Source organism: Streptomyces sp. 35G-GA-8, assembly GCF_023534745.1.
GTDB lineage: Bacteria > Actinomycetota > Actinomycetes > Streptomycetales > Streptomycetaceae > Streptomyces.
Map to the genome: position 1 here is coordinate 122,918 of NZ_JAMHJQ010000005.1, position 21,443 is coordinate 144,360.

General features: G+C 70.9%; 21 protein-coding genes. 8 read left to right on the top strand and 13 right to left on the bottom strand.

Annotated features, from left to right (window positions below; translation table 11 throughout):
- Positions 1-227 precede the first annotated feature (227 nt).
- On the bottom strand, positions 228-1,223 hold the full coding sequence (locus tag M1203_RS12580; protein ID WP_249949713.1) for an aldo/keto reductase: 996 nt from the start codon (positions 1,221-1,223) through the stop codon (positions 228-230).
- Positions 1,224-1,356: 133 nt separating this feature from the next.
- Here M1203_RS12580 and M1203_RS12585 point away from each other — a divergent pair, with 133 nt between their 5' ends.
- The gene (locus M1203_RS12585) at positions 1,357-2,217 is read left to right on the top strand and encodes a helix-turn-helix transcriptional regulator (RefSeq protein WP_249949714.1); all 861 of its coding nucleotides are present in this window, start codon (positions 1,357-1,359) and stop codon (positions 2,215-2,217) included.
- 166 nt (positions 2,218-2,383) lie between these two features.
- On the opposite strand, the gene M1203_RS12590 is transcribed toward M1203_RS12585, so the two are convergent.
- Complete coding sequence (locus tag M1203_RS12590; RefSeq protein WP_249949715.1) at positions 2,384-3,841, bottom strand: NAD(P)/FAD-dependent oxidoreductase; 1,458 nt, start codon at positions 3,839-3,841, stop codon at positions 2,384-2,386.
- A 212-nt stretch (positions 3,842-4,053) separates the two neighbouring features.
- On the opposite strand from M1203_RS12590, the gene M1203_RS12595 reads away from it, so the two are divergent.
- Positions 4,054-4,287, top strand: a complete 234-nt coding sequence (locus M1203_RS12595; RefSeq protein ID WP_249949716.1) for a hypothetical protein — start codon at positions 4,054-4,056, stop codon at positions 4,285-4,287.
- 63 nt (positions 4,288-4,350) lie between these two features.
- Here the strand turns inward: M1203_RS12595 and M1203_RS12600 are convergent, their stop codons facing one another.
- The 3 genes from M1203_RS12600 to M1203_RS12610 are packed head-to-tail and all read right to left on the bottom strand — an operon-like array spanning position 4,351 to position 7,429.
- Complete coding sequence (locus M1203_RS12600; protein ID WP_249949717.1) at positions 4,351-5,784, bottom strand: amidase; 1,434 nt, start codon at positions 5,782-5,784, stop codon at positions 4,351-4,353.
- Entirely contained in the window at positions 5,781-6,986 is a 1,206-nt protein-coding gene (locus tag M1203_RS12605; protein ID WP_249949718.1) for an MAB_1171c family putative transporter, read from the bottom strand. Before M1203_RS12605 ends, M1203_RS12600 begins: the two co-directional genes overlap by 4 nt.
- Positions 6,983-7,429: a toxin gene (locus M1203_RS12610; protein ID WP_249949719.1), complete on the bottom strand. Its 447-nt coding sequence runs from the start codon at positions 7,427-7,429 to the stop codon at positions 6,983-6,985. The genes M1203_RS12605 and M1203_RS12610 overlap by 4 nt, the downstream gene beginning before the upstream one ends.
- A 348-nt stretch (positions 7,430-7,777) precedes the next feature.
- Here M1203_RS12610 and M1203_RS12615 point away from each other — a divergent pair, with 348 nt between their 5' ends.
- Entirely contained in the window at positions 7,778-8,413 is a 636-nt protein-coding gene (locus M1203_RS12615) for an SRPBCC family protein (protein WP_249949720.1), read from the top strand.
- A gap of 146 nt (positions 8,414-8,559) precedes the next feature.
- Positions 8,560-9,234, top strand: coding sequence for a ScbR family autoregulator-binding transcription factor (locus M1203_RS12620; protein WP_249949721.1), 675 nt, complete (start codon positions 8,560-8,562; stop codon positions 9,232-9,234).
- Between the two features lie 93 nt (positions 9,235-9,327).
- Here M1203_RS12620 and M1203_RS12625 read toward each other — a convergent pair whose 3' ends face one another.
- Positions 9,328-10,260, bottom strand: a complete 933-nt coding sequence (locus tag M1203_RS12625; protein ID WP_249949722.1) for a UTP--glucose-1-phosphate uridylyltransferase — start codon at positions 10,258-10,260, stop codon at positions 9,328-9,330.
- Positions 10,261-10,474: 214 nt separating this feature from the next.
- Between M1203_RS12625 and M1203_RS12630 the strand changes: the two genes are divergently transcribed.
- Together M1203_RS12630 and M1203_RS12635 are read left to right on the top strand one after the other, a co-directional pair.
- Entirely contained in the window at positions 10,475-11,683 is a 1,209-nt protein-coding gene (locus tag M1203_RS12630) for an MFS transporter (RefSeq protein ID WP_249949723.1), read from the top strand.
- Between the two features lie 112 nt (positions 11,684-11,795).
- The gene (locus tag M1203_RS12635) at positions 11,796-12,785 is read left to right on the top strand and encodes an LLM class flavin-dependent oxidoreductase (protein WP_249949724.1); all 990 of its coding nucleotides are present in this window, start codon (positions 11,796-11,798) and stop codon (positions 12,783-12,785) included.
- A 16-nt stretch (positions 12,786-12,801) separates the two neighbouring features.
- Here the strand turns inward: M1203_RS12635 and M1203_RS12640 are convergent, their stop codons facing one another.
- Together M1203_RS12640 and M1203_RS12645 are read right to left on the bottom strand one after the other, a co-directional pair.
- On the bottom strand, positions 12,802-13,353 hold the full coding sequence (locus tag M1203_RS12640) for a TetR/AcrR family transcriptional regulator (RefSeq protein WP_249949725.1): 552 nt from the start codon (positions 13,351-13,353) through the stop codon (positions 12,802-12,804).
- Between the two features lie 7 nt (positions 13,354-13,360).
- Positions 13,361-13,942, bottom strand: coding sequence for a sugar O-acetyltransferase (locus tag M1203_RS12645; RefSeq protein ID WP_249949726.1), 582 nt, complete (start codon positions 13,940-13,942; stop codon positions 13,361-13,363).
- A 254-nt stretch (positions 13,943-14,196) separates the two neighbouring features.
- Between M1203_RS12645 and M1203_RS12650 the strand changes: the two genes are divergently transcribed.
- A complete protein-coding gene (locus M1203_RS12650) occupies positions 14,197-15,120 on the top strand; it encodes an alpha/beta hydrolase (RefSeq protein WP_249949727.1) in 924 nt (307 codons plus the stop codon).
- A 92-nt stretch (positions 15,121-15,212) separates the two neighbouring features.
- On the opposite strand, the gene M1203_RS12655 is transcribed toward M1203_RS12650, so the two are convergent.
- The 3 genes from M1203_RS12655 to M1203_RS12665 form a co-directional block, all read right to left on the bottom strand.
- Complete coding sequence (locus tag M1203_RS12655; RefSeq protein WP_308404866.1) at positions 15,213-15,968, bottom strand: nucleoside/nucleotide kinase family protein; 756 nt, start codon at positions 15,966-15,968, stop codon at positions 15,213-15,215.
- A gap of 137 nt (positions 15,969-16,105) precedes the next feature.
- On the bottom strand, positions 16,106-16,996 hold the full coding sequence (locus tag M1203_RS12660) for a hypothetical protein (protein WP_249949728.1): 891 nt from the start codon (positions 16,994-16,996) through the stop codon (positions 16,106-16,108).
- A complete protein-coding gene (locus M1203_RS12665) occupies positions 16,993-18,258 on the bottom strand; it encodes a glycosyltransferase family 4 protein (RefSeq protein ID WP_249949729.1) in 1,266 nt (421 codons plus the stop codon). The genes M1203_RS12660 and M1203_RS12665 overlap by 4 nt, the downstream gene beginning before the upstream one ends.
- 206 nt (positions 18,259-18,464) lie before the next feature.
- Between M1203_RS12665 and M1203_RS12670 the strand changes: the two genes are divergently transcribed.
- A complete protein-coding gene (locus tag M1203_RS12670) occupies positions 18,465-19,211 on the top strand; it encodes a class I SAM-dependent methyltransferase (RefSeq protein ID WP_249949730.1) in 747 nt (248 codons plus the stop codon).
- Positions 19,212-19,262: 51 nt separating this feature from the next.
- On the opposite strand, the gene M1203_RS12675 is transcribed toward M1203_RS12670, so the two are convergent.
- Together M1203_RS12675 and M1203_RS12680 are read right to left on the bottom strand one after the other, a co-directional pair.
- Positions 19,263-20,162, bottom strand: coding sequence for an NAD(P)-binding domain-containing protein (locus M1203_RS12675; RefSeq protein ID WP_308404867.1), 900 nt, complete (start codon positions 20,160-20,162; stop codon positions 19,263-19,265).
- Between the two features lie 121 nt (positions 20,163-20,283).
- A complete protein-coding gene (locus tag M1203_RS12680) occupies positions 20,284-21,384 on the bottom strand; it encodes an aldose epimerase family protein (RefSeq protein WP_249949732.1) in 1,101 nt (366 codons plus the stop codon).
- Positions 21,385-21,443: the final 59 nt, after the last annotated feature.

Here is a 21,443-nt window from a genome sequence, read left to right on the forward strand (position 1 = left end):
TCGAGACTCTATCACGAAAACACCAGGCCAGTTCCCGATATGCATGCCTTCTCGGTTACGGGCAGTACTGGCCGACCGGTATCACCTCGCGGGGAACGCGACCATTATCCCGAATCTCGGGGAAGCGCCGCGTGAATCAAAGAATCGAGGTTACCGATGGGTGGAACAGCAGGCGAATCCTCTCCCACCGGGAGGGCCGAGAGGCGAGCCCGGCAGGGGTGCCGGACTCAGTTTCCCGTGCCGAGGCCGGACATGAACGCGGCGGGGTATCGGTCGCCGTGCGCCGCGCCCGGCGGCACCGCCTTCTCGATCTCGGCGAGGTCGTCGGCGCTGAGGGTCAGCTCCGTCGCGGGCAGCGCCTCGGCCAGCCGCTCGCGGGTGCGGGCGCCGACCAGCGGCACGATGTCCTCGCCCTGTGCCGCCACCCAGGCGATGGCGAGTTGGGCGACGGTGCGGCCCTTCGCCGCCGCGACCCGGCGCAGGGCCTCGACGAGGGCGAGGTTGTGTTCCACGTTCCCACGCGAGAACCGCGGGCCGGTAGCGCGGCTGTCGCCGGGGCCGGCGGTGTGGCCGGCGCTCCAGTGCCCGGAGATGAGGCCGCGGCTCAGGACGCCGTACGCGGTCAGGCCGATGCCGAGCTCCCGGAGCGTGGGCAGGATGTCCGCCTCCACCGCCCGGGAGATCAGTGAGTACTCGATCTGCAGATCGGCGACCGGGTGCACGGCGTGGGCCCGGCGGATGGTCGCCGCGTCGACTTCCGAGAGGCCGAGGTGGCGCACGTGCCCTGCGTCGATCATGTCCTTGACCGCGCCCACCGTCTCCTCGATCGGCACCGCCGGGTCCAGCCGGGCGGGGCGGTAGATGTCGATGTGGTCGGTGCCCAGCCGGGTCAGCGAGTAGGCCAGGAAGTTCTTCACCGCCTCGGGACGGCCGTCCATCCCGCCGAACTCCGGGCCGGGCCCGCGCAGCATGCCGAACTTGACGCTCAGCTGGTAGCTGTCCCGATCCCGGCCGCGCAGCGCCTCGGCGAGCAGCGACTCGTTGTGGCCCATGCCGTAGAAGTCGCCGGTGTCGATCAGCGTGACGCCGGCCTCCAGCGCGGCGTGCACGGTGGCGGTGCTCTCCGCGCGGTCGGTCGCGCCGTAGGCACCCGACATGCCCATCGCGCCCAGGCCCAGTGCGGAAACGGCCGGGCCTGTGCTGCCCAGGGTTCGTGTCTGCATCGCGTTCTCCTTCGTCTTCGCGGTCGATCCGCCACTCACCTTGCGCCCGCACCGCGCCCCGTGGGAGCGGAGCGTTCATCATGGGAGCGCCGCTCCCTGGATCGGCCCGCCTGCCGCGAGGGACCATGAGGTCATGCAACGTGACCAGCTCGCCGATTTCCTGCGCCGCCGCCGCGAGGCGATCCGCCCGGCCGAGGTGGGGCTCGCCGACGGCCGCCGTCGCCGCACGACGGGGCTGCGCCGGGAAGAGGTGGCCATGCTCGCTGGCATGTCGGTGGACTATGTCGTGCGCCTTGAGCAGGGCCGCAGCAGTCAGCCCTCGACCCAGCTGCTCGGCGCGCTGGCCCGTGCGTTGCGCCTCTCCGACGACGAACGCGACCACCTGTTCCACCTGGCCGGTCACCAGCCCCCGCCCGCCGACGGGGTGGCCCGCCTGGCCCGTGCCGGGCTGATCCGCATGCTCGATCTGCTCGGCGACACCCCGGCCGTGGTGCTGTCCGACCTGGGCGAGTGCCTTGCCCAGAACCGGGCGGCAGTCCTGCTGACGGGCGACCACACCGGCTTCTCCGGCGACCGGCGCTACATCGCGTATCGCTGGTTCACCGAGCCCGCCGCCCGCGCCGTCTGCCCGCCCGAGGATCGGGAGCATCAGGACCGTCAACTGGTGGCCGACCTGCGCGCGACCGTCGGCCGCCGGTCCGGGGATCCCACGGTCGCCGGACTCGTCGACCGGTTGCGGGCCGCGAGCGCCGACTTCCGCCGGCTCTGGGCCGAACACGAGGTGGCGGTCCGCCGCGCCGACCACAAGACCTTCCTGCATCCCCGGGTGGGCCGGCTGACGATGGACTGCGAGACCCTGGTCACTCCCGACCAGCGGCAATTGCTGCTGGTGCTCACCCCGGCGGACGCCGAGGCCCGCGAGCGGCTGGAGCTGCTGCGGGTGCTCGGCATCGAGGAGTTCCCCACGGGGGCCCCGGACACCCCGGTACGGTGAAGCCGCCGACCACGGGAGGCGATCAGCCCGTTCCCCGATCCGGCCTGATCCAGGCGGAAGGCCCTCAGGCTGCCCGTCGCCGAACCCCACGGCCCCGGCCCCGCCGCAAGGGCACAACACCGGGGCGTGGCATGGCGTTGAGTGGCATCCGGCGGCGTGACGCGGCTCAGTCGTGGTCGCGGTGATAGGCGGCGAGCAGGAAGAGCCAGATCTCGCTGACGGTCGGGAAGCAGGCGACCGCGTGCCGAAGCCGCTTGAGCGGGACCTCACCGGCCACGGCGACGGTCGCCGAGTGCAGTAGCTCGCTGATCCCCGGGCCGACGAAGGTGACCCCGAGGAGGACTTCCCGGTCCAGGTCGACGACCATCCGGGCGTGGCCCCGGTAGTTGTCGGCGTAGAGGCCGGCGCCCTGAGCGGGGGTGAAGTCGACGTCGACGGTCCTGACCCGGTGGCCGGCGCGGACCGCCTCCTCGGCGGTCAAGCCCACGGCCGCCGCCTCCGGATCGGTGAAGAACACCTGGGGGACGGCGTGTTGGTCGGCGGTGGTGGCGTGGTCGCCCCAGGGTCCGTCGTCGAGGCGGCGGCCGGCGGCGCGGGCGGCGATGGCGTCGCCCGCGGTCCGCGCCTGGTACTTGCCCTGGTGGGTCAGCAGAGCGCGGTGGTTGACGTCGCCGAGGGCGTAGAGCCAGGCGCCGTCGACGCCGCGGACCAGGCAGGTGGTGTCCACGTCCAGCCAGGAGCCGGATGTGAGCCCGACCGTGTCGAGGCCGATGTCGTCCGTGCTGGGTGTCCGGCCGGTGGCGAACATGACCTCGTCGGCCTCCACCTCGTCGCCGTCATCGAGGGTGAGGGTCACGGGTCCGGCGGGGTCCGGCCGCCGTAGCGCGGTCACCTGCGTGCCGGTCCGCACGTCCACGCCCGCCTCGCTGAGTCCGCGTGCGACCAGATCGCCCGCGAAGGGTTCCATACGGGGGATCAGGCGGCGGCGGGCGAGCAGGGTGACCCGGGAGCCCAGGCCCTGCCAGAGCGTGGCCATCTCGATACCGACCCCACCGGCGCCGACGATGGCAAGCCGGCCGGGCACGGTGCTGGAGTCGGTGCCCTGACGGTTTGTCCAGGGCCTGGCCTCCGCGATGCCGGGGATGTCGGGCAGGACCGGCCGGCTGCCGGTGGCGACGGCCACCGCGTGGCGGGCGGTGAGTGTGTGCTGTGCGCCGTCGTCCCTGGTGACCGTGACACGGCGGGGTCCGTCGATCCGGCCGTGGCCGCGGAAGAGGACGGCGCCGATGCTCTTGACCCATTCGGCCTGCCCGGTGTCGTCCCAGTCGCTGACGTAGTGGTCGCGACGGGAGAAGACCGCCGCGGTGTCCAGTCCGCCGGTGACCGCCTGCCGGGCACCGTCCACACGGCGGGCGTCGGAGACCGCGATGACCGGCCGCAGCAGTGCCTTGCTGGGGACACAGGCCCAGTAGGAGCATTCACCACCGACGAGCTCGCGCTCGACAACGGCGACGGTGAGGCCGGCGGCGCGGGCGTGGTCGGCGACATTCTGGCCGACCGGACCGGCGCCCAGCACGACTACGTCGTACGTGCCGTTTCCCTGGTTCTCCTCAGTTCCGTCCATTGCTCCCTCGCTTGGGCTCAGGGCTGATCACGAATCGTTCCCGGTATCGGCTTCCGGCAGAGCGCGAAGCCCCTCGGCGCGCATCCCGGTCATATAACCGTGCCGCCGATGCCGATCGTCGGACCCCGGCCGCGGGAACGGCCAAGAGTGCCCATAAGCACCAGGTGAGGGGGCAGCGCATGCGTGCCGCCGCACAGCGGTAGCCTCCCCTCATGAGCGCACGCAGTGACTCGCCCGCGGGGGACGGTGAGGCCGGTCCCGCCCCCGTGCCGGACGAGGGCCCGCAGATCACGGAGGCCGAATGCCGGCAGTGCGGCACGCACATCGCCGGCCTCGACGGCCGCTACAGCTGCGGCGTGTGCGGCTGGGTCAACCACCACTCCGAGGGCCACCGGCAACTGCCCACCGCCGCCGACGACACCGGCACCACCAATCGCCTCGCCTGAACACGGCACCCCCGCCGCCGTCGACGCCGCCGGCGACGCGCCCGCCAGTGGCGCCGACGTCCGTCATCGGTCCTGGTCGCCCGCCTCGGCGAGCAGGGCCGCTACGCGGGTGACCGTACGGTCTTCGAGGTAGGGCCCGATGATCTGGACGCCCATGGGCAGGCCGTCGCGGGTGCGCCCCATCGGCACCGTGGCCGAGGGGAGATGAACGTGGCCGGCGAGATTCGTCCATGTGGTCTGGTCGTAGTACGGCCGCCGCCGGCCGTCGACCAGGATGTGCCGCTCCATCGGCGGCAGACCGGTCTGGTCCTCGACGGCCGCCGTCGGCGCGACGGGCGTGATCAGCACGTCGTGGGTCTCGAAGTAGGTGCTCCAGACGTCCCGTAGCCGGGTGCGCTGTTCGTGCGCGAGGAGCCAGGACCGGTGACGGCTGGTGCGTCCGCGCAGGAAGGCGGCGTACGGGGACCGGTCGTCCGTGGCGAGTGTGTCGGCCTGTGCGCACTCCGCGGCGAAGGCGTCTTCCGGCGCGGTGGCCGAGGCGGTGGCGAACATCAGCGTGGTGAAGAGGGTGTTGCTGGTGGCCAGGTCGACCGGTCGGGTCGCGGAGTCCAGACGGGCACCCGCCTTGCGAATCAACTGCTCGACCTGGTCAAGGAGTTGGCGCGTCTCGCCGTCGACGGCACAGAACGGGTCATCGGGCCACCACCCGATGCGGTAGTGGCGCAGCGCGTCATGGCGCGCGGGCGGGAGGCGGAGCCGCCACGCGGTGGCGTCCCTGGGCGAGGGTGCCGCGAGGACGTCCAGGGCGAGGTCGAGATCGGCCGCGGTGCGGGCGAAGGGGGCGAGGGTGAGCATGTCGCTGCTGGTGGCCCAGCCGGGCGGTCGCGGGATATGGCCGCGGGTGGGCACGATGCCGTGGCTGGGGCGCAGGGCGTGGACGCCGCAGTAGTGGCCCGGCAGCCGGGCGGATCCTGCCAGGTCGCTGCCGAGGGCGAGCGGCGCGTGCCCGGCTGCGACGGCGGCGGCCGGTCCGCCGGAGGACCCGCCGGCCGTACGGAGACGGTCGTGCGGATTGGGGGTGGTCCCGAAGAGCGTGTTGGAGGTCTGGATGTCCTGGCAGTTCGGCGGGACGTTGGCCTTGCCGAGGATGATCGCGCCCGCGCGGCGCAGGAGGGCGACCGCGTCCGCGTCACGGTCGGGGATGTGGTCGGCCAGTTCGGGCAGGCCGCAGGTGGTACGGAGACCGCGGGTCTCCAGCGAGTCCTTGACGACGACCGGGAGGCCGAGCAGCGGCAGTTCGCCCCCTCGGGCCCGCTGGCTGTCCGCCGCGTCCGCCTCGGCGCGTACCGCGTCGGGGTCGACGGTGATCACCGCGTTGAAGCCCGGGTCGGCGGCGATGACCTCCAAGTGGAGTTCGGCCAGCTCGCGGGCCGAGACCTCGCGGCCGGAGAGGGCGCGCAGCTGGTCGACGGCGGACTGCTGGGTGAGGTCGCTCAACGCTGATCTCCTGTGGTGACGGGGGCGGTTGTGGCGCGGTGGGAGGTGAAGTGCCTGGCGATGCCGAGCAGGGCGCGGAGGTTGTCGTCCGGGGTGCCGGTGGCGCCGTGGATCTCCGCGTAGTCGGCGGGTTCGGTCCCCGGCGGGTGCCGGGCGGCCATCGCGTCCAGTGCGTGACGGATCTGGTCGGCGGTGACGGCGAGGGCGAGGTCCTGGCCGGTGAGTCCGGCGGCCCGGTGGCGTGTCTCCGCGTCGGACCGTACGGCGGGAGAGAGGTGGGGGCGCAGGATGCGCTGGCCGTCGCGGATCTCGACGGTGCGCCGGTAGAGATGCCATCCCAGATCGACGCCGGGGTCGCTCAGGCCGTCGTGGCTGGGGGGCGAGTCGAGGGAGATGCCGGGCGCCTGGGCGTGCAGCGCCTCCCACAGCGGCCCCAACTGCCGGTACTGGTCGCGCTCGCGGCGGCGGGTGCGCAGCCGGACGGCCGTCAGCGCGAGGGTGGGCACGAGCCAGCCCAGGAGGACCACGGCGGCGCCGAGGTCCCCGCAGATCCACGCGATCGCGTCCAGTTCGTCCAGATGCCCGCCGGCCAGCGAGGCGACCACTCCCCCGATACGGATCCCGCTGTATCCGAGGGTGATCACCGATCCGACGGCCACGGTGTAGAGGCCGCGGGCCACCCACACCGCGCCGGTACGGCGGGCGTGCCGCCAGCAGGCTCGGGCCAGCCACACCTCGCCCACCGCGTACGCCACGATGTAGAGGGTCAGATAGGCGCGGTAGACGTCCGTGTGCACGAAGTACGCGGTGAAGCCGACCGGCCGCGACGCGCTCGGGGTGAGGTTGGCGAACAGGACCACAAGGGCGACGATCACGGCGGCGCAGGCCGCGCCGGGGACCAGGATGCTACGGCGGGCCCGCTCGGGCGGTCCCCAGCAGGCCAGGATGACCTGCTGACACCCGATCATGGTGATGACGCAGATGTGCGCGATGAGGGCCGACGCGTTCGGAACGTCCAGTGCCCGGTCGACCCGTGTCCACACCGGAGCGAAGGACACCGCGAACGAGGCCCCGGACAGGGCGAATACGGCGGCGAGCGCGGCGAGGGCCGGATCAGCGCGGAAGCTCCGCGCCCGGAGCAGCAGCAGGGCGAGCCCGACCAGGGCGAACGTCAGCGAAATGGGGTGCAGGACCTCTTTCACCGCAGGTTCCTCCCGTTCAGCAGGGTGCGCGCCACACGGTCCGCGGCGTCCGGCAGCCGGCGGTGGATGCTCTGCTGGAGGAGCGAGGCGATGGTCTCCGCCTCCTCCTCGTCCTTGTACTCGTAGGTGGTTCGGCCGAGGATCATGCGTACGGTCTCCGGGTCCAGCGTGTGGAAGAACCGTTCGGTGACGGGCTGTTCGGGCGCGGCGGCCAGGCTGTTGTGCCCGCGCAGGATGTGTCCGAGCTCATGGGCGATGATGTGGTCCGCGTGGGCGGGGCTGGTCCGTGGGTCATAGAAGATGTGGTCCACGTCTGTGGTGCGGACCCACATGCCGCACGGCTCGGCGGTGTTGGTGACCGTCGGCTCCAGGCGGATGGGCCGGCCGGAGACCTCCTCGATATGGGGGAGGAGGTCGCGGACGCTGGTGACGGTCGAGGGCACGTCAAGATTCTCCACCAGTAGCCGACAGGTACGCCGCAAGGGTGATTCCATGCTCCGCTCTCTCCTGTGACGGCTCGCCAGGCGATATATGGCCCCACTTCAGCCCCGGCATCAACTACGGCTGATCGAGCCTACCGTCCCGTCATGGCGCCGCAAGAGCACCGATCCCGGCTCGCGGACCCGACCCATGGGGACCTTCCAGCTATAGCTTCAAGTCCTCGTGAGAAGGCATCACGAAACTCATTGACTCACCAACTCACCGCACGTTATAACTTCTAACGAACGAACGAGCTTCTAGCCCACGTTCTTCCCACTCCCGACCTTCCAGCTCACTGACGAGGAATGCCCATGTCCGGAATCCGCGGCACCAGTGCCCGCGCCGCCCTGTTCACCCTCCCGCTCGTCGTCGCCGGTGTCCTCGGCACCGCCGCCGCGCCCGCCGGGGCCACCCCGCGGCCCGGCGCTCCCCTCACCTGCCGTGGCGAGGGCGTCGACCCCAACGCCCTTGTCCGCGCCGGCACCGAGACCGTGATCCACGCGCCGCTGAGCACCATCTGGAAGCTCCAGACCGATGTGGAGGGCTGGCCGTCCTGGCAGGCCCCGGTCGAGACGGTGGAACGCCTCGACCACGGCCCCCTCCGGAAGGGTTCGGCGTTCCGGTGGACGACCCCGATACCTCCCAACCCCGCGACTCCCGCCACCAGTCTGGAGATCACCTCGACCGTCGAGCAGCTCAAGCACAACTCGTGCATCCGCTGGAGCGGCCCCGCCATCGGTGAGGGACTGCGCATCGACGGCGTCCACGTATGGAACTTCACCAAGGTCAAGGGCGGTGTCCTCGTACGCACCGAGGAGACCCACACCGGAGACCAGGTGGAGGCCGACGTCCCCACCGCCACCAAGATCCTCAGCGACGGGCTGAAGGGATGGCTGGCCGATCTGAAGACCACCGCCGAGGCCCGTGCCGGCCACCGGCCCCACTGAACCGAGCCCGGCTCGGCGGGGCACCGGCCCGCCCCGGTTTCGGGCTCAGCCAAAACCGCCACGGCAAAGGAGGCCGCCCATCAGCCGGATACAATCTGAACGGTCTTTTCCGGGCCGCTGGGCTCATCGACGCAGAGGGGGCCCACATGCCGAAGCAGGATCGGGCGATCCGTACGCGCCTGACCATCCTGACCGCGGCGGCCAGGGTCTTCGAGGCGCGCGGCTATCAGGCGGCCACCATCAGCGAGATACTCGCCGAGGCCGGGGTGACCAAGGGGGCGCTGTACTTCCACTTCCCCTCGAAGGAACACCTCGCTCAGGGCGTGCTCAGCGAGCAGGACCAGTGGCTCCCCGTTCCGGACCGCTCCTGCACGATCCAGCAGTTCGTGGACACGGTGCTGCTGCACGCCTACCGCCTGCAGACCGACCCGATGGTCCGGGCCGGGGTCCGGCTCTCACTCGACCAGCAGGCTCATGGGGTCGACCGCAGCGGCCCCTTCCTGCGCTGGGGCGGGATAATCGGGGAACTGCTGGAAAAGGCCCAGGCCCAGGGCGAACTGCTCCCCCATGTGCGGACGGCCGAGAGCGCGGAGGTCACCGTGGGGGCGTTCGCCGGGGTCCAGGCCATGTCACAGGCCGTATGCGAGTACCAGGATCTGCTGGCCCGGACCTCGGTCCTGCTGCGGCATCTGCTGCCCAGCCTCACGCTGTCCTCCGTACTCGACTCCGTGGATCTCACCCCGAACCGGGGCGGGGCCGTCTTCGCCGAACTGCGGCCCCGGCCGGCCGAGGAGGAGCGGTCGGCGCGTCAGGACGGCTGACGGGCACGCTCGACGAGCACGCGGTGCGGCGGTCCCCGCCTCCCGTCATGGCGGGGACCGCCGCACCGCCGAAGTGGACAGGGGAACGGTGGATCAGAGCGTCGCGGCGATGTCCGCGGCCGAGCCGGGACGGCCGCCGTCGAGTTCGTCCACCAGACCGCGCAGGACGGGCCCGTACTCGGGGTGGGAGAGGGCGAAGGCCATCTGGGCGACGAGATAGTCGGCCGGGTTGCCGGTGTCGTACCAGCGGCCGGAGATGACCTGCCCGTACACCGCGCGGCTGGCCGCGTAGGCGTTGATCGCGTCGGTCAGATAGATCTCACCTTCCCGCCGGTCGTACCAGAGGCGGGTCTGCTCGCGCAGCTCGTCGATGATGCCGGGGGTGATCACATAGCCGCCGATGGCCGCGTACGAGGACGGTGCGTCGGCCGGCTTGGGCTTCTCGACCAGGCCGGTGATGCGCAGCAGGCCGTCGTCGAGGTCTTCCTTGACGATCGGTACGCCGTAACGCTGGGAGTCGCCGGGGTCCATCGGCATAAGGGCCAGTACCGGACAGCCGGTCTGCTCGTGGGCGCGGATCAGCTGCTGGGCGCGGGGCACCTCGGCCACGAACACGTCGTCGGGCCACAGCACCAGCACCGGCTCATCACCGAAGGACCGGGCGGCGTTCAGTACGGGGGTGCCGTTGCCGTACGGACCGTGCTGGTCGAGGTAGGTGATGTGGCCTCGGCGGGCCAGCTCGGCGACCTCCTCCACCGCGTCCGCGTATCCCTCTTTGCCGTCTTCCCGCAGCTGCGCGCAGAGTGCCGGGTTGGGCCGGAAATGGTCCTGAATCAGGCTTTTGCCGCCGGAGACGACGATGGTGATGTCGGTGATGCCGGAGTTCACCAGCTCGCGGACGGTGTGCTCGATCACCGGTTTGTCGCCGACCGGCAGCATTTCCTTGGGAGTGGCCTTGGTCAGGGGCAACAGACGGGAACCCAGTCCGGCGGCGGGGATCACGGCCCTGCGGATCGTCGGGGACATCAGGTCTCTCTCGGTCGAACGGCATCCGCACCGGCCGGCACGGCTCACGCCGACGCTACCAACGTACGCGACCGCCTTTGAACGAGGTCTTGAGCGGCCCGCGTCGAACGGTGTCCAGGTCTGCTCCGGCATGCGAAAGACGGGACGCTCCCTCGTGGAGCGGGCCGGCAGGCGGGAGTGTACGTTCGTACGCTTTGGCTATAGGCTCAGGCGCATGAGTCTTGCTATGTCGACGCGGCCTGGTCTGACAGAGCGGCAGGCCCGCGTGGCGGTGAGCGTGCTGTTCTTCACCAACGGCGCGTTGTTCGCCAATCTCCTGCCGCGATTTCCCCAGATCAAGGCGGAACTCGGAATGGGTAACGCCGCCTATGGGCTGGCGGTCGCGACGTTCCCGTCCGGCGCGATCGTGGCCGGGCTCGCGGCCGGGGTGCTCATCCGCCGGTTCGGCTCGGCGCGGGTGGCGGTGACCGGCACCATACTGACCGGGGCCTGGATTCTGGCAGCGGGGCTGAGTTCTTCGGTGTGGGCGTTCGCCGGGGCGTTGTTCCTGGCGGGAGCGATGGACGCGATCACCGATGTCGCCCAGAACGAACACGGCCTCCGGGTCCAGCGCCGGTACGGGCGCTCCATCATCAACTCCTTCCACGCGATCTGGTCCATCGGCGCCGTCACCGGCGGGGCGATGGCCGCCGGCGCTATCGCGCTCGGTCTGTCGCGGGGACCGCATCTGGGGATCTCGGCGGCCGTGTTCGCGCTCGCCGCGCTCGCCGCCGCGAGGTTCTGTCTGCCCGGCCAGGAGACCGAGTCGGCCGTGGACCCCGTGGACGATGTCCCCGGCGCCCGGGGGAAGGAAGCCTCCGGGCGAGGACCGCGCACCCTTTTCGTGCTGGGCGCCTTGGTGTTGATCGCCACGTCCGGCGCGCTCGTGGAGGACGCCGGCAGCTCGTGGGCCGCCGTCTACCTGTCGGACTCGCTGGAGGCGTCGGTCGCGTTGGCGGCTTCGGGATATATCGCTCTCGTGGGCGCCCAGTTCATCGGGCGTCTCATCGGCGACCGGCTCGTCGATCGGTTCGGGCAGCGCGCCGTGGCCCGCGTCGGCGGTCTCGTCGCCGCGGCGGGTATGGGCCTGGCGCTGGCCGTTCCGACGGTGCCCGGGACGATTCTCGGATTCGCCGCCGCCGGGTTCGGCGTGGCCACGTTGGTGCCCGCCGCGATGCACGAGGCGGACGAGTTGCCGGGCCTGCGCCCGGGGTCCGGGCTGACCATCGTCTCCTGGCTCATGCGCCTGGGCTTCCTGTGCTCCCCGCCGGTCGTCGGACTGATCGCCGATGCGACCAGTCTGCGCATGGGTCTGCTGGTCGTACCCACCGCCGGGCTCCTCGTCGTGCTGCTCGCCGGTGTGCTGCGAAAGCGGCTCCGGTGACCCGGCTCTGTGAGCCGCGTCGTTGATTGAGTATGGATCCGACCGAAGAACGTCCACCCGAGCGGTCCCACCGAGCGACCGCTCGTGCCGATGCCAAGGAAGGCGGCCTTTCATGACTGTGCCGAGCACACCACTCCCCCGCGAGCGTGTCGGTGTCATGCTCCCCCGCGATCTGCCGGCCGCACAGGTGCTGCCCTTCGCACGCCGGGCGGAGGAACTCGGCTTCGACGAACTGTGGGTGGTCGAGGATCTCGGCTTCCGCGGCGGGGTCGCCCAGGCCGGTGCGGTGCTGGCGGCCACCGAACGCATCGTCGTCGGTATCGGCATCATGCCCGCCGGCGCGCGCAACCCCGCCTTCGCCGCGATGGAGTTGGCGACCCTGGCACAGCTCTTTCCGGGGCGGCTGATCGCGGGGATCGGGCACGGAATGCCGGTGTGGATGCGCCAGGTGGGAGCGTGGCCGGCCAGCCCCCTCACCTTCATCGGTGAATACGCCACCGCGGTCCGGGCGCTGCTGCGCGGTGAGCCGGGGCCCCCGAACGGCCGGTACGTGACGACCCAGGACGTTGTCATCGGCGAGACGCCGGATCTCGTTCCGCCGGTCGTGCTCGGTGTGCGGGGCCCCAAGTCGCTGGAGGTCGCAGGACAGGTCGCCGACGGTGTCCTGCTGGCCGAGCCGTCCCCGCCCGCGTACATCGCTTCGGCCCTCGGCCACCTGGGCGCGACGCCCGGTGCGGAAGGTGTCGAGGTGATCGCCTATGACGTCGCCGTGGTCGACGACGACCCCGACGCCGCTGTGGAGCGGGCGCGTGCGGGCCTGACCTGGATCGGGGAGCCCGACTGGGCGCCTCACCTGGCCGCACTGCCGTTCGCCGACGAGCTCGCTCGTCACCGCCGGCAATGCGCTGGGCCCGAGGAGTTCGCCGCCACCATGCCGACGGAGTGGGTCGCCGAGCTGGCTCTCGCCGGCACACCCGACCAGGTCCGCGAGCGTGTCGCCGCCCGGTATCGGGCGGGGGCCACCAGCGTCGTACTGACGCCGGTCGAGGCCGACAGGACGGCCGCGCTCACCCGGCTCGCCCGCGTCCTCGACCGGCGCTGACCGGTGGCCGGCCGTTTCAGCGCGGTGTGTCCGTGGTGATACGGGTGATCGCCTCCACCGTGAGGGCGCGGTCGTGCGGTTCGCTGTCCAGGGCGTGATGGAGGGAAAGGCCCTCGATGAGGGCGTCGAGCTGCCGTGCGGTGGCCGGGTCGAAATGCTGCTCAAGCAGGGCGCGGCTGCGGCGCATCCACCGAGTCGTCAGCGTCCGGTACTCGGGACGACGGGCGGCGAGGGTGTACAGCTCCTGCGTGAGCACCAGGTCGCGCTGTGGCCCCTCGGACAGTGCGTGGACGAGGTCGGCCACCGCCTGGCGGACCTCGTCACGGTCGCTGGCAGCGCCGAGATGGGCCTCGAAGAGGGCGACGATCTGGTCGGCGAACGTGGTGAACGCTTCCCGGAGTACGTCGTCGATGCCGTTGAAGTGATAGGTCATCGATCCCAGCGGCACGGCGGCCCGGGCAGCGATCTTGCGGTGGGACACACCCGCGACGCCGTCGTCGGCGATGAGATCGAGGGTGGCGGCGATGATGCGTTCGCGCCGCTGATGGTCAGTGCGTCCGGTCGTCATAGGGGGCTCAGAGGCTTCGGATGACACGAGTGGGGTTGCCGACGGCGACGACACCGGCGGGAATGTCCTTGGTGACGACGGAACCGGCGCCGATGACACTGTCGTCGCCGATGGTCACGCCGGGCAGGACGATGACGCCTCCGCCGAGCCACACGTTGTCGCCGATGGTGATCGGGCGTGCGGCTTCCAGCTTGTCGCGCCGGGGACCCGGCTCCAAGGGGTGGGTGGGGGTGAGCAGTTGGACGTTCGGGCCGATCTGGCAGTCCGCGCCGATCGAGATCCGCGCGACGTCGAGCGCGGTCAGGTTGTAATTGACAAACGTGCGGGGCCCGATCGTGATGTTGCTTCCGAAGTCGACGTGGATCGGCGCCCGTACCTCCACGTCCTCGCCCACGCTGCCGAGCAGTTCGGCCAGGATCCCCCGGGCGGCGACGGCGTCCTCGGCGAAGGCGGCCTGATAGCGGAAGGCGAGTCGGATCGCGCGCTGCTGGCGTTGTGCGATCTCCGGGTCATCGGCGATGTAGAGGTCGCCCGCGAGCATGCGCTCAAGGTTGGTCCGCAGGTCCTCGGTGAAGTGGTCCGTCGACATGCCCAGGATCGTAACCGATAGTGTACGCGCGTACACTCCCCTGGGAGAACCGCGCCCCCGTCCGCTCACCGGGCGGACGTTCGTCCGGGCCCCCTGAGCCGACGACAAGCCTGGTACCGGCTTCCCTAGGCAACGTCCTCCCTGGTACCCCCGAACCGCCGACTTCATCGTTGATGTGTGGCCGCGAGCAGAACGGCCGCCGGAGCCCGCCCCACCGCGAGCCCGCTCCCCATTTCAGCGACTGGAGCACCACCGTGAGGACCAACGTCAGCTTTCCCAGCGCCGGTATCACGATCGCCGGACACCTGTACACACCGGACGGTGAGGCCGGCGGGCCGCGCCCGGCGATCGTCGTCGGCCACCCCGGCAGCGGCGTGAAGGAGCAGACCGCCGGCCTCTACGCGCGGCGCCTGGCCGACCAGGGTTTTGTCACCCTCGCCTTCGACGCCGCCTACCAGGGAGAGAGCGGGGGCGAGCCGCGTGGTCTGGAGGACCCGGCCCAGCGGGTCGAGGACATCAAGGCCGCGGTCTCCTTCCTCACCACTCGCGAGGAGGTCGACGCCGACCGGATCGGGGCGCTGGGCATCTGTGCCTCGGGCGGATACGCGCTGACCGCGACCGCGTCCGATCACCGCGTCAAGGCCGTCGGCACCGTCTCCGCCGTCGACATCGCGCGCCAGTTCCGCGAAGGCGCCGACGGCACCCAGGACCCGGCCGTTTTCCAGACCATGCTCGACGCGGCCGCGGCTTCCCGTACCGCCGAGGCCCGTGGTGAGGGCGTCCCGGCCTTCCCGCTCTTCCCCGGCACCGCCGAGGAGGCCTACGCCGCGGGCGGCGAGCACGGCGCGGAGGGGTTCGAGTACTACCGCACGCCCCGCGCCGAGCACCCGCGCGCGGCGCGGTCCTTCACCTGGTCCAGCGTCGACCGCATGGCCTTCTTCGACGGGTTCCGCTTCGTCGGGCTGATCGCCCCGCGCCCCCTGCTGCTCATCGTCGGCCGCGAGGCCGTCACCTCCTGGATGAGCGTCGAAGCCTTCCAGAACGCCCGGGGTCCGAAGGAACTGCACTGGGTGGATGGCGCCAGCCATGTCGACCTCTACGACAAGGAGCCCTATGTCGGCCCCGCCGTCGCCAAACTGACCGACTTCTTCCGGACCCACCTGGCCGGGACCCGGTAGGGGTCCGGCGTACGAAGAGGTCCGGTGTACGGAGGGCCGCGCGCGGTGTCCCGAGGCGCCACCCGGTCGCCCGGAACCGGCGTGAACCGGGGTCACGCGTCCGGGGGACGGTGCCCGGTGGAGGAGTCGGGCTCCGTGCGGTGCGGCGCCCGGTCGGTCGGCAGCGGCTCTGTCGGGCTCGGGTCAAGGGGCGGCGGGACGAGCACCAGGTCGGCTCGGTGCGGGGTGGCCGCGACAAGATCGGCGTTGCGCTGGTCGCTGCCGAGAGACCACGCGCGGGCCTCCGCGAAGGGCTTGCCGTAGGCCACGTGCCGTTGGATGAGCTGGTTCAGCCGGGTCTCCTCGTCGGTGGCGACGTACCACGCGTCGTCGAGGAGCGCTCTGACGCCCGCCCAGGGGCCCTGGTCGAGCAGCAGATAGTTGCCCTCGGTGATGACCAGGGGCACCTCCGCCGGGACCGGGATGGCGCCCGCGATGGCTTCCTCGAACTCGCGGTGGAACCGGGGGGCGTACACGCAGTCCTCCGCCTGCTCGCGAAGCCGGCGGAGAAGCGCCGCGTAGCCCGCCGCGTCGAAGGTGTCCGGTGCGCCCTTACGCTGCCGGCTTCCGAGCCGGTTCAGTTCGCCATTGGCCAGATGGAAGCCGTCCATGGGCACCACCACGGCCGTGTCCTGGCCGAGCGCGGCGGCCAAGTGGGCGGCCAGGGTCGACTTTCCCGCACCGGGTGCCCCGACGATCCCCAGAATCGCCCGCCGGCCGGATTCCGCGAGAGCGCGGGCTCGCTCGCGCAGTGCGGAGAAGGCCATCTCCTGGGCGCTCAAGGGGTGGGGGGCGGCGGTGGCTTTCATGTGACGACTCCCAGAGGGTTCCGGTGCGCGGCCGACTTCCCTCATCGTAGGCAACAACCCCCTGGGCATCGTCGGCATGCCGACCCCGCGCCCCCGCACCGAGCCGCGTCCGCGCCCGCGTCCCCGTCCCCGTCCGCTCAGCCTTCCGTGATCTCCACCGACAGCTCATTGTCGACCGTGTAGTACGGGCGCGCGGTCAGCCCGTCGAGTGCCGTGGCCGGGTACACGAACACCCTCTTGCGGTCCGCGAGGTCGTCCAGGAGCCGGGCCGTCCGGACCGGGCGCCCGTCCGAGGACGGGCGTACGTACACGTCCCACACCCCCGGTCCCACGTCGGCGCCCGGTGTGCTCAGCAGATCCCGGTAGTCGACGGTGACGGCGAAGGCGTGGCCGCCCTCCGCGGTCAGCCCCACCTCCCGTGCGATGCCGCCCTTTCCCCGGCGACGCAGCAACGCCGCGGCCCCGGTGCCCAGTTCGGCGCCGAAGAGCCGGCCCCGTACCGTCATCGCGCCGTCGGCGACACGGATACGGTCCGCCTCCGCGTGTGTGGAGCGCAGCCAGGCGCGTACCGCGAAGTAGCCGTCCAGCGTGGCGTACGGGACCAGGACCGCCAGGGGCGAGGAAGTCCGGTCGGGCGCGCGGCCCGTCACCAGGGCCCGCAGGTCACGGACGCCGGGGAGGAGGCGTCGGCGCGGTGTGCCGGGCGAGGGGACGACATAGGCGTCCCAACGGCCCTCCGCGAAGGCGGGGGCCGGTTCGATGGTGGCCTGCCAGCGGTCCTGGCCGGGCGCCGGTTCCAGGTCGAACACCCGCCTGACCTGTTCGGGCTGTCCCTTGGGCGGGCGCAGGCGCAGCAGCAGCTGGGGCCGGGCGGCCGGGGCCTTCGGTGTGTCCGGCGCGGTGAGCCGTACGGTGAGCCGGTTCTCCCCGTCCACCGTGCAGTCGGCGCGCGGGCGCGGACTCTCGACCCGCGCGTTCTCGTCGCGAGGGGCCGCTTCGCGAACAGTTCTGTCGCGGTCCGGGCTCATCGCTTCGCCTTCCGTACGGTCTTGAGGATGGTGCCTGCCGCCGAGTAGGCGGCGTCCCGGGCCGCATAGCCGCCGGTCACCAGCGCGCGGTCGATGCCGGTGGTGCGCGCGGCGGCCGGACGTCCGGCCCGCCTCGCCGACACCAGCGCGTCGAACAGTGCCTCGGCCTGTGCCACGACCGGCCCGGGGGCGAACCGCGCGGAGTTCTTCAGCGCGGCGCGCCCCATCCGGCGGCGCGTCTCGTCGTCGCGTACGAGGTCGAGCAGGGCGGCCGAAAGGGCCTCGCGGTCACCGACGGGCACCAGCCGGCCGTCCGCGCCGTCCGCGATGATCTCGGCAGGACCGTGCGGGCAGTCGGTGCTGACGACGGGGAGACCGCAGCGCATCGCCTCGACGATCGTCATGCCGAAAGGCTCGAAGTTCGAGGTCGCGGCGGCGATCGAGCCCTTGGCCCACTCGGCCTCCATCGGACTCGCGGTTCCCATCAGGAAAACGTTGTCGTACAGGCCGAGTTCCTCGATGAGGCGTCTCAGCCGGTCGCGCTCCTCGCCCCCGCCGTACACACGCAGCTGCCAGTCGGGGCGTTCGGCCACCACCGCCGCGAACGCCTCGATGAGAAGGTCGTACCGCTTCACCGGGACCAGTCGGCCCGCGGCCACCACAACGGGGGCGGTGCCGTCCGAGGGCGGCAGCGACGGGTCGGGGACGCTGTTGGGCAGCGCCTCCACACGCACGCCGGGCAGCCACATCTTCTTGCGGTACGCGGCGGCGTCGGCATGGGTGACGGTGGTGAGGGCGTCCAGGCGCGGATAGACCCGGCGCAGTACGCGGCGCAGTCTCGGCGGGTGGTTGTCCAGGGTCAGGTGTTCCTGCCCCACCCGTGCGGTCCCGGCCCGAGCCTGGAGAGCGATATGCACATTGAGCCCCGGCCGCGTGCCCACGACGACATCGGCGTCCGTCGCCCCCAGGAACTCTTCGATCCGCTCGTCGGTGAGCGCGCTGTACTGGCCGTAGCGGTACTCGTACGCCGGGAACACCTTCGCCGGGCTCAGATGCAGTGGGTGTTCCTTCTCATGTCGCAGGTCGACGAGCGGGCGCAGTCGTATTCGCGGGTCCGGTGTCAGGTTCGGGCTCTCCCGGTGCCGGAACACGGAGACGATTTCCACCTCGTGCCGCTCGGCCAGCGCACCGGCCAAGTTGTACGTCGTGGTGATGGTCCCCCCGATCCCGTAGGCGTTGTGAATGAGTAAAGAAATCTTCATGAATGTACGGATCACGTTGTTCGCCCTGGCGTTCCGTCCGTTACGCGGTCTTGAGACAACCGCGTCGAATCCGTGTCCGAAGATCCGCGCACACGGTGTCGCGTTTCTTGTAGCGGTCTTCTTGTACCGGTCTTCGTCGAAGCCGGGCCGCGGCCGGCCGCCAAGATCACGCGGCCCATCGATCGCTCCCGCAGTATGGTCGGGCGATGGACGATGACGATGGGGACGGCTACTTCGGAGAGCGCGTCGCGGCGGTGTACGACGACTCGTCGGAAGAAATGTTCGAGCCGAGCGTCGTGGCCGAGACGGTCGACGTTCTGACAGAGCTGGCGGACGGTGGCCCAGCGCTTGAGCTGGGCATTGGGACAGGGCGCGTCGCGTTGCCGCTGGCACTGCGCGGAGTACCGGTCCACGGCATCGACATGTCACGGGCGATGGTCGCGCGGCTGGGCGCCAAACCGGGCGGCGACGCGATCGGTGTGACGATCGGCGACTTCGCGACGACGAGGGTGGCGGGCACCTTCTCCGTCGTGTATCTGGTCTTCAACACGATCATGAATCTGACGACCCAGGCGGCGCAGGTGGCGTGTTTCCGCAACGCCGCGGCCCAGCTGGCACCCGGGGGGTGCTTCGTCATCGAGGTCATGGTCCCCGAGCTGCGAAAGCTCCCCGCCGGGCAGAACATCGTGCCCGTCCATGTGAGCCCGACACGGTGGGCGTTCGACGCCTATGACGTGGCCACCCAGGCGATGAGTTCGAACTACATCGAGGTCGGCGACGGGCATGGCGAGTACAGGTCGATCCCTTTCCGGTATGTGTGGCCCGCGGAACTCGATCTGATGGCTCAGCTCGCCGGACTGCGGTTGCGCGAGCGGTGGGACGGATGGACGCGACGGCCCTTCACGAACGAGAGCGGCCGGCACGTATCGGTCTGGGAGAAGCCAGTCGACTGACCCCGGAGACGGTGGGGACCGAGGACATGTCCTCGATCCCCACCCGACGACTCAGACCGACGAGGGTTTCTTGAGCACCTCGATCAGACTGGAGAAGCTGTTCTCGGCGAAGCCCCCGTCCATCCCGGCCCGGAAGATCTCGGCGACCGCGGCCGGCAGTACGGTGCTCACCCCCGCGTCCCTGTGGGTGTGCAGGACATGGTCGACACTGGCCGCGCCCATCGCCAGGCGGTCCACGTCGCCGGGGTACGTCGCGGAGTCCACGTGCTCGGCGTACAGCTCCAGGAAGTGGGGCATCATCGACGTCATCATCGTGGCGTACGGCAGGAGTTCCTTCGCCGAGACACCGTTGGCCCGCCCCAGCGCGAGGGTCTGGTAGTAACTGAGCATGGTGGTCCAGAAGATGGTCATCTGGGCCTGGTAGTACATGGCCGCGAGGCCCGCGTCCTCGCCCCGGTAGTCCGCGTCGGTGAGGACCTTCAGGGTGTCCTCGTGAGCCTCGAAGACATCGCGCGGACCGCTGTAGTAGGTGGCGGACCCGGGCTTGCCGATCAGCGGCGGCGGCACCTGCACCCCGCCGGTGAGATGCTTCGCGCCGTGCCCGGCCGCCCAGGTGGCCGCCTCCCGGGCCTTGTCCGGGGTGTCCGAGCTGAGGTTGGCGATGACCTTGCCGGAGAGCGAGGCCGCCACCGGTTCGAGGATGGCGTACACCGCGTCATAGTCCGTCAGGCTCAGCACGATCAGCTCATTGGCGGCCAGCGCGTCCTCGACGGTGTGAGCCTGGGTGGCGCCCCTGGCCACCAGTTCCTCGGCCTTGCTCGCGGTCCGATTCCATACGGTCACCTCGTGGCCGTTCTCCAAAAAGGTGTTCACCATCGCCCGGCCCATCGGCCCCAGACCGATGACCGTCACCGACTGCTTACTCATCCGGAACTCTCCTTGGCTCTTCACCAGTTGAACTAGAACGATCGATCCATCCAGAACAACATAGCAGGAGTCTGGAACGATCGTTCTATCCAGTGGAGTGGCGCTTGTGTCTCTCACACTCACCCTCTGTGCCAGGCGTCGCCGCTCAGACCTCGTCGGCGCCGCGCTCCCGTCCGAGGTGCGGAAACCTCAACTCGGTCCTGCTGGCGGCTACTTCGCCGGGGCGAAGCAGCGTCGAGGGATGACCGGGACGGTTCGGCGAGTCGGGCAGATGCTGGCTCTCCAGGCAGACCGCGCCATACCGTTCGTGGCGCCGGCCGACGGGATCGGCGAGTGAGCCGTCGAGTTGGTTGGCGGTGTAGACCTGGATACCGGGTTCGGTGGTCCACACCTCCATGACCCGCACCTCGCCGGGGGCGGCGAGACGGGCGGCCGGGCGCGGGACTCCGGCGCGTCCCTCCTCCGCTGCCCGCAGGATCCAGCAGTGGTCGAATCCCCCCGCCGAACGGAGCTGTTCGTCGGGCAGGCCGATCCGGTCCCCCAGCGTCCGCGGAACGGTGAGGTCGAACGGGGTGTGCCGGACGGGTACGGCGGGGCCGCGCGGGATGCCCGCCTCGTCGACGGGCAGATACTCGTCGGCGTCCACCTGGAGGGTGTGGCCGAGGATGTCACCCCCGTCGGCGAGATCGAAGTAGGCGTGGTTGGTGAGGTTGACGACCGTGGGGCGGTCGGTGGTCGCCCGGTAGTCGAGGGCGAGGGTGCCTTCGGTGTCGAGCGTGTACGTCACCGTGACGTCGAGCGCGCCGGGGAATCCCATGTCGCCATCGGCGCTGTGCAGCGTGAGCCGGAGCGCCGCGGTGTGATCCGTACGGTGGGGCGCCGCCTTCCACACCCTGGTGTGGAAGCCGCCGGGACCGCCGTGCAGCGCGTGGCCGCGGTCGTTGGCGGGGACGCGGTGCACCGCGCCGTCCAGGGTGAAGCGGCCGTGCGCGATGCGGTTCGCGTAACGGCCGATGAGCGCCCCGAAGTAGGGGTTCTTCCCCGTGTAGTCGTCGAGGGAGGCGAGCGACCGGACGACCGACGCGGCGTTCCCCGCGGTGTCGGGCACCATGAGCCGGTGCAGGATGCCGCCGTAGGTCAGGATCTCGGCCCGGGTTCCGGTTCCGGAGTCGAGCGTCCAGAGATCGACCTCCGAGCACCCGGGAGCGGTGCCGAACGGCCTGCTGTGCACGGTGGGGGTGGGCATCGGGGATCCTTGTGACGAAACGGATGGCGGGCAGGGGCGTGGGCCGCCCGGGACGCGGC

Bases quoted from the DNA above. Each gene is read 5' to 3' on its own strand.
- M1203_RS12580 (WP_249949713.1), bottom strand. From the start codon at position 1,223: ATGCAGACACGAACCCTGGGCAGCACAGGCCCGGCCGTTTCCGCACTG.
- M1203_RS12585 (WP_249949714.1), top strand. From the start codon at position 1,357: ATGCAACGTGACCAGCTCGCCGATTTCCTGCGCCGCCGCCGCGAGGCG.
- M1203_RS12590 (WP_249949715.1), bottom strand. From the start codon at position 3,841: ATGGACGGAACTGAGGAGAACCAGGGAAACGGCACGTACGACGTAGTC.
- M1203_RS12595 (WP_249949716.1), top strand. From the start codon at position 4,054: ATGAGCGCACGCAGTGACTCGCCCGCGGGGGACGGTGAGGCCGGTCCC.
- M1203_RS12615 (WP_249949720.1), top strand. From the start codon at position 7,778: ATGTCCGGAATCCGCGGCACCAGTGCCCGCGCCGCCCTGTTCACCCTC.
- M1203_RS12620 (WP_249949721.1), top strand. From the start codon at position 8,560: ATGCCGAAGCAGGATCGGGCGATCCGTACGCGCCTGACCATCCTGACC.
- M1203_RS12625 (WP_249949722.1), bottom strand. From the start codon at position 10,260: ATGTCCCCGACGATCCGCAGGGCCGTGATCCCCGCCGCCGGACTGGGT.
- M1203_RS12630 (WP_249949723.1), top strand. From the start codon at position 10,475: ATGAGTCTTGCTATGTCGACGCGGCCTGGTCTGACAGAGCGGCAGGCC.
- M1203_RS12635 (WP_249949724.1), top strand. From the start codon at position 11,796: ATGACTGTGCCGAGCACACCACTCCCCCGCGAGCGTGTCGGTGTCATG.
- M1203_RS12640 (WP_249949725.1), bottom strand. From the start codon at position 13,353: ATGACGACCGGACGCACTGACCATCAGCGGCGCGAACGCATCATCGCC.
- M1203_RS12645 (WP_249949726.1), bottom strand. From the start codon at position 13,942: ATGTCGACGGACCACTTCACCGAGGACCTGCGGACCAACCTTGAGCGC.
- M1203_RS12655 (WP_308404866.1), bottom strand. From the start codon at position 15,968: ATGAAAGCCACCGCCGCCCCCCACCCCTTGAGCGCCCAGGAGATGGCC.
- M1203_RS12660 (WP_249949728.1), bottom strand. From the start codon at position 16,996: ATGAGCCCGGACCGCGACAGAACTGTTCGCGAAGCGGCCCCTCGCGAC.
- M1203_RS12665 (WP_249949729.1), bottom strand. From the start codon at position 18,258: ATGAAGATTTCTTTACTCATTCACAACGCCTACGGGATCGGGGGGACC.
- M1203_RS12670 (WP_249949730.1), top strand. From the start codon at position 18,465: ATGGACGATGACGATGGGGACGGCTACTTCGGAGAGCGCGTCGCGGCG.
- M1203_RS12680 (WP_249949732.1), bottom strand. From the start codon at position 21,384: ATGCCCACCCCCACCGTGCACAGCAGGCCGTTCGGCACCGCTCCCGGG.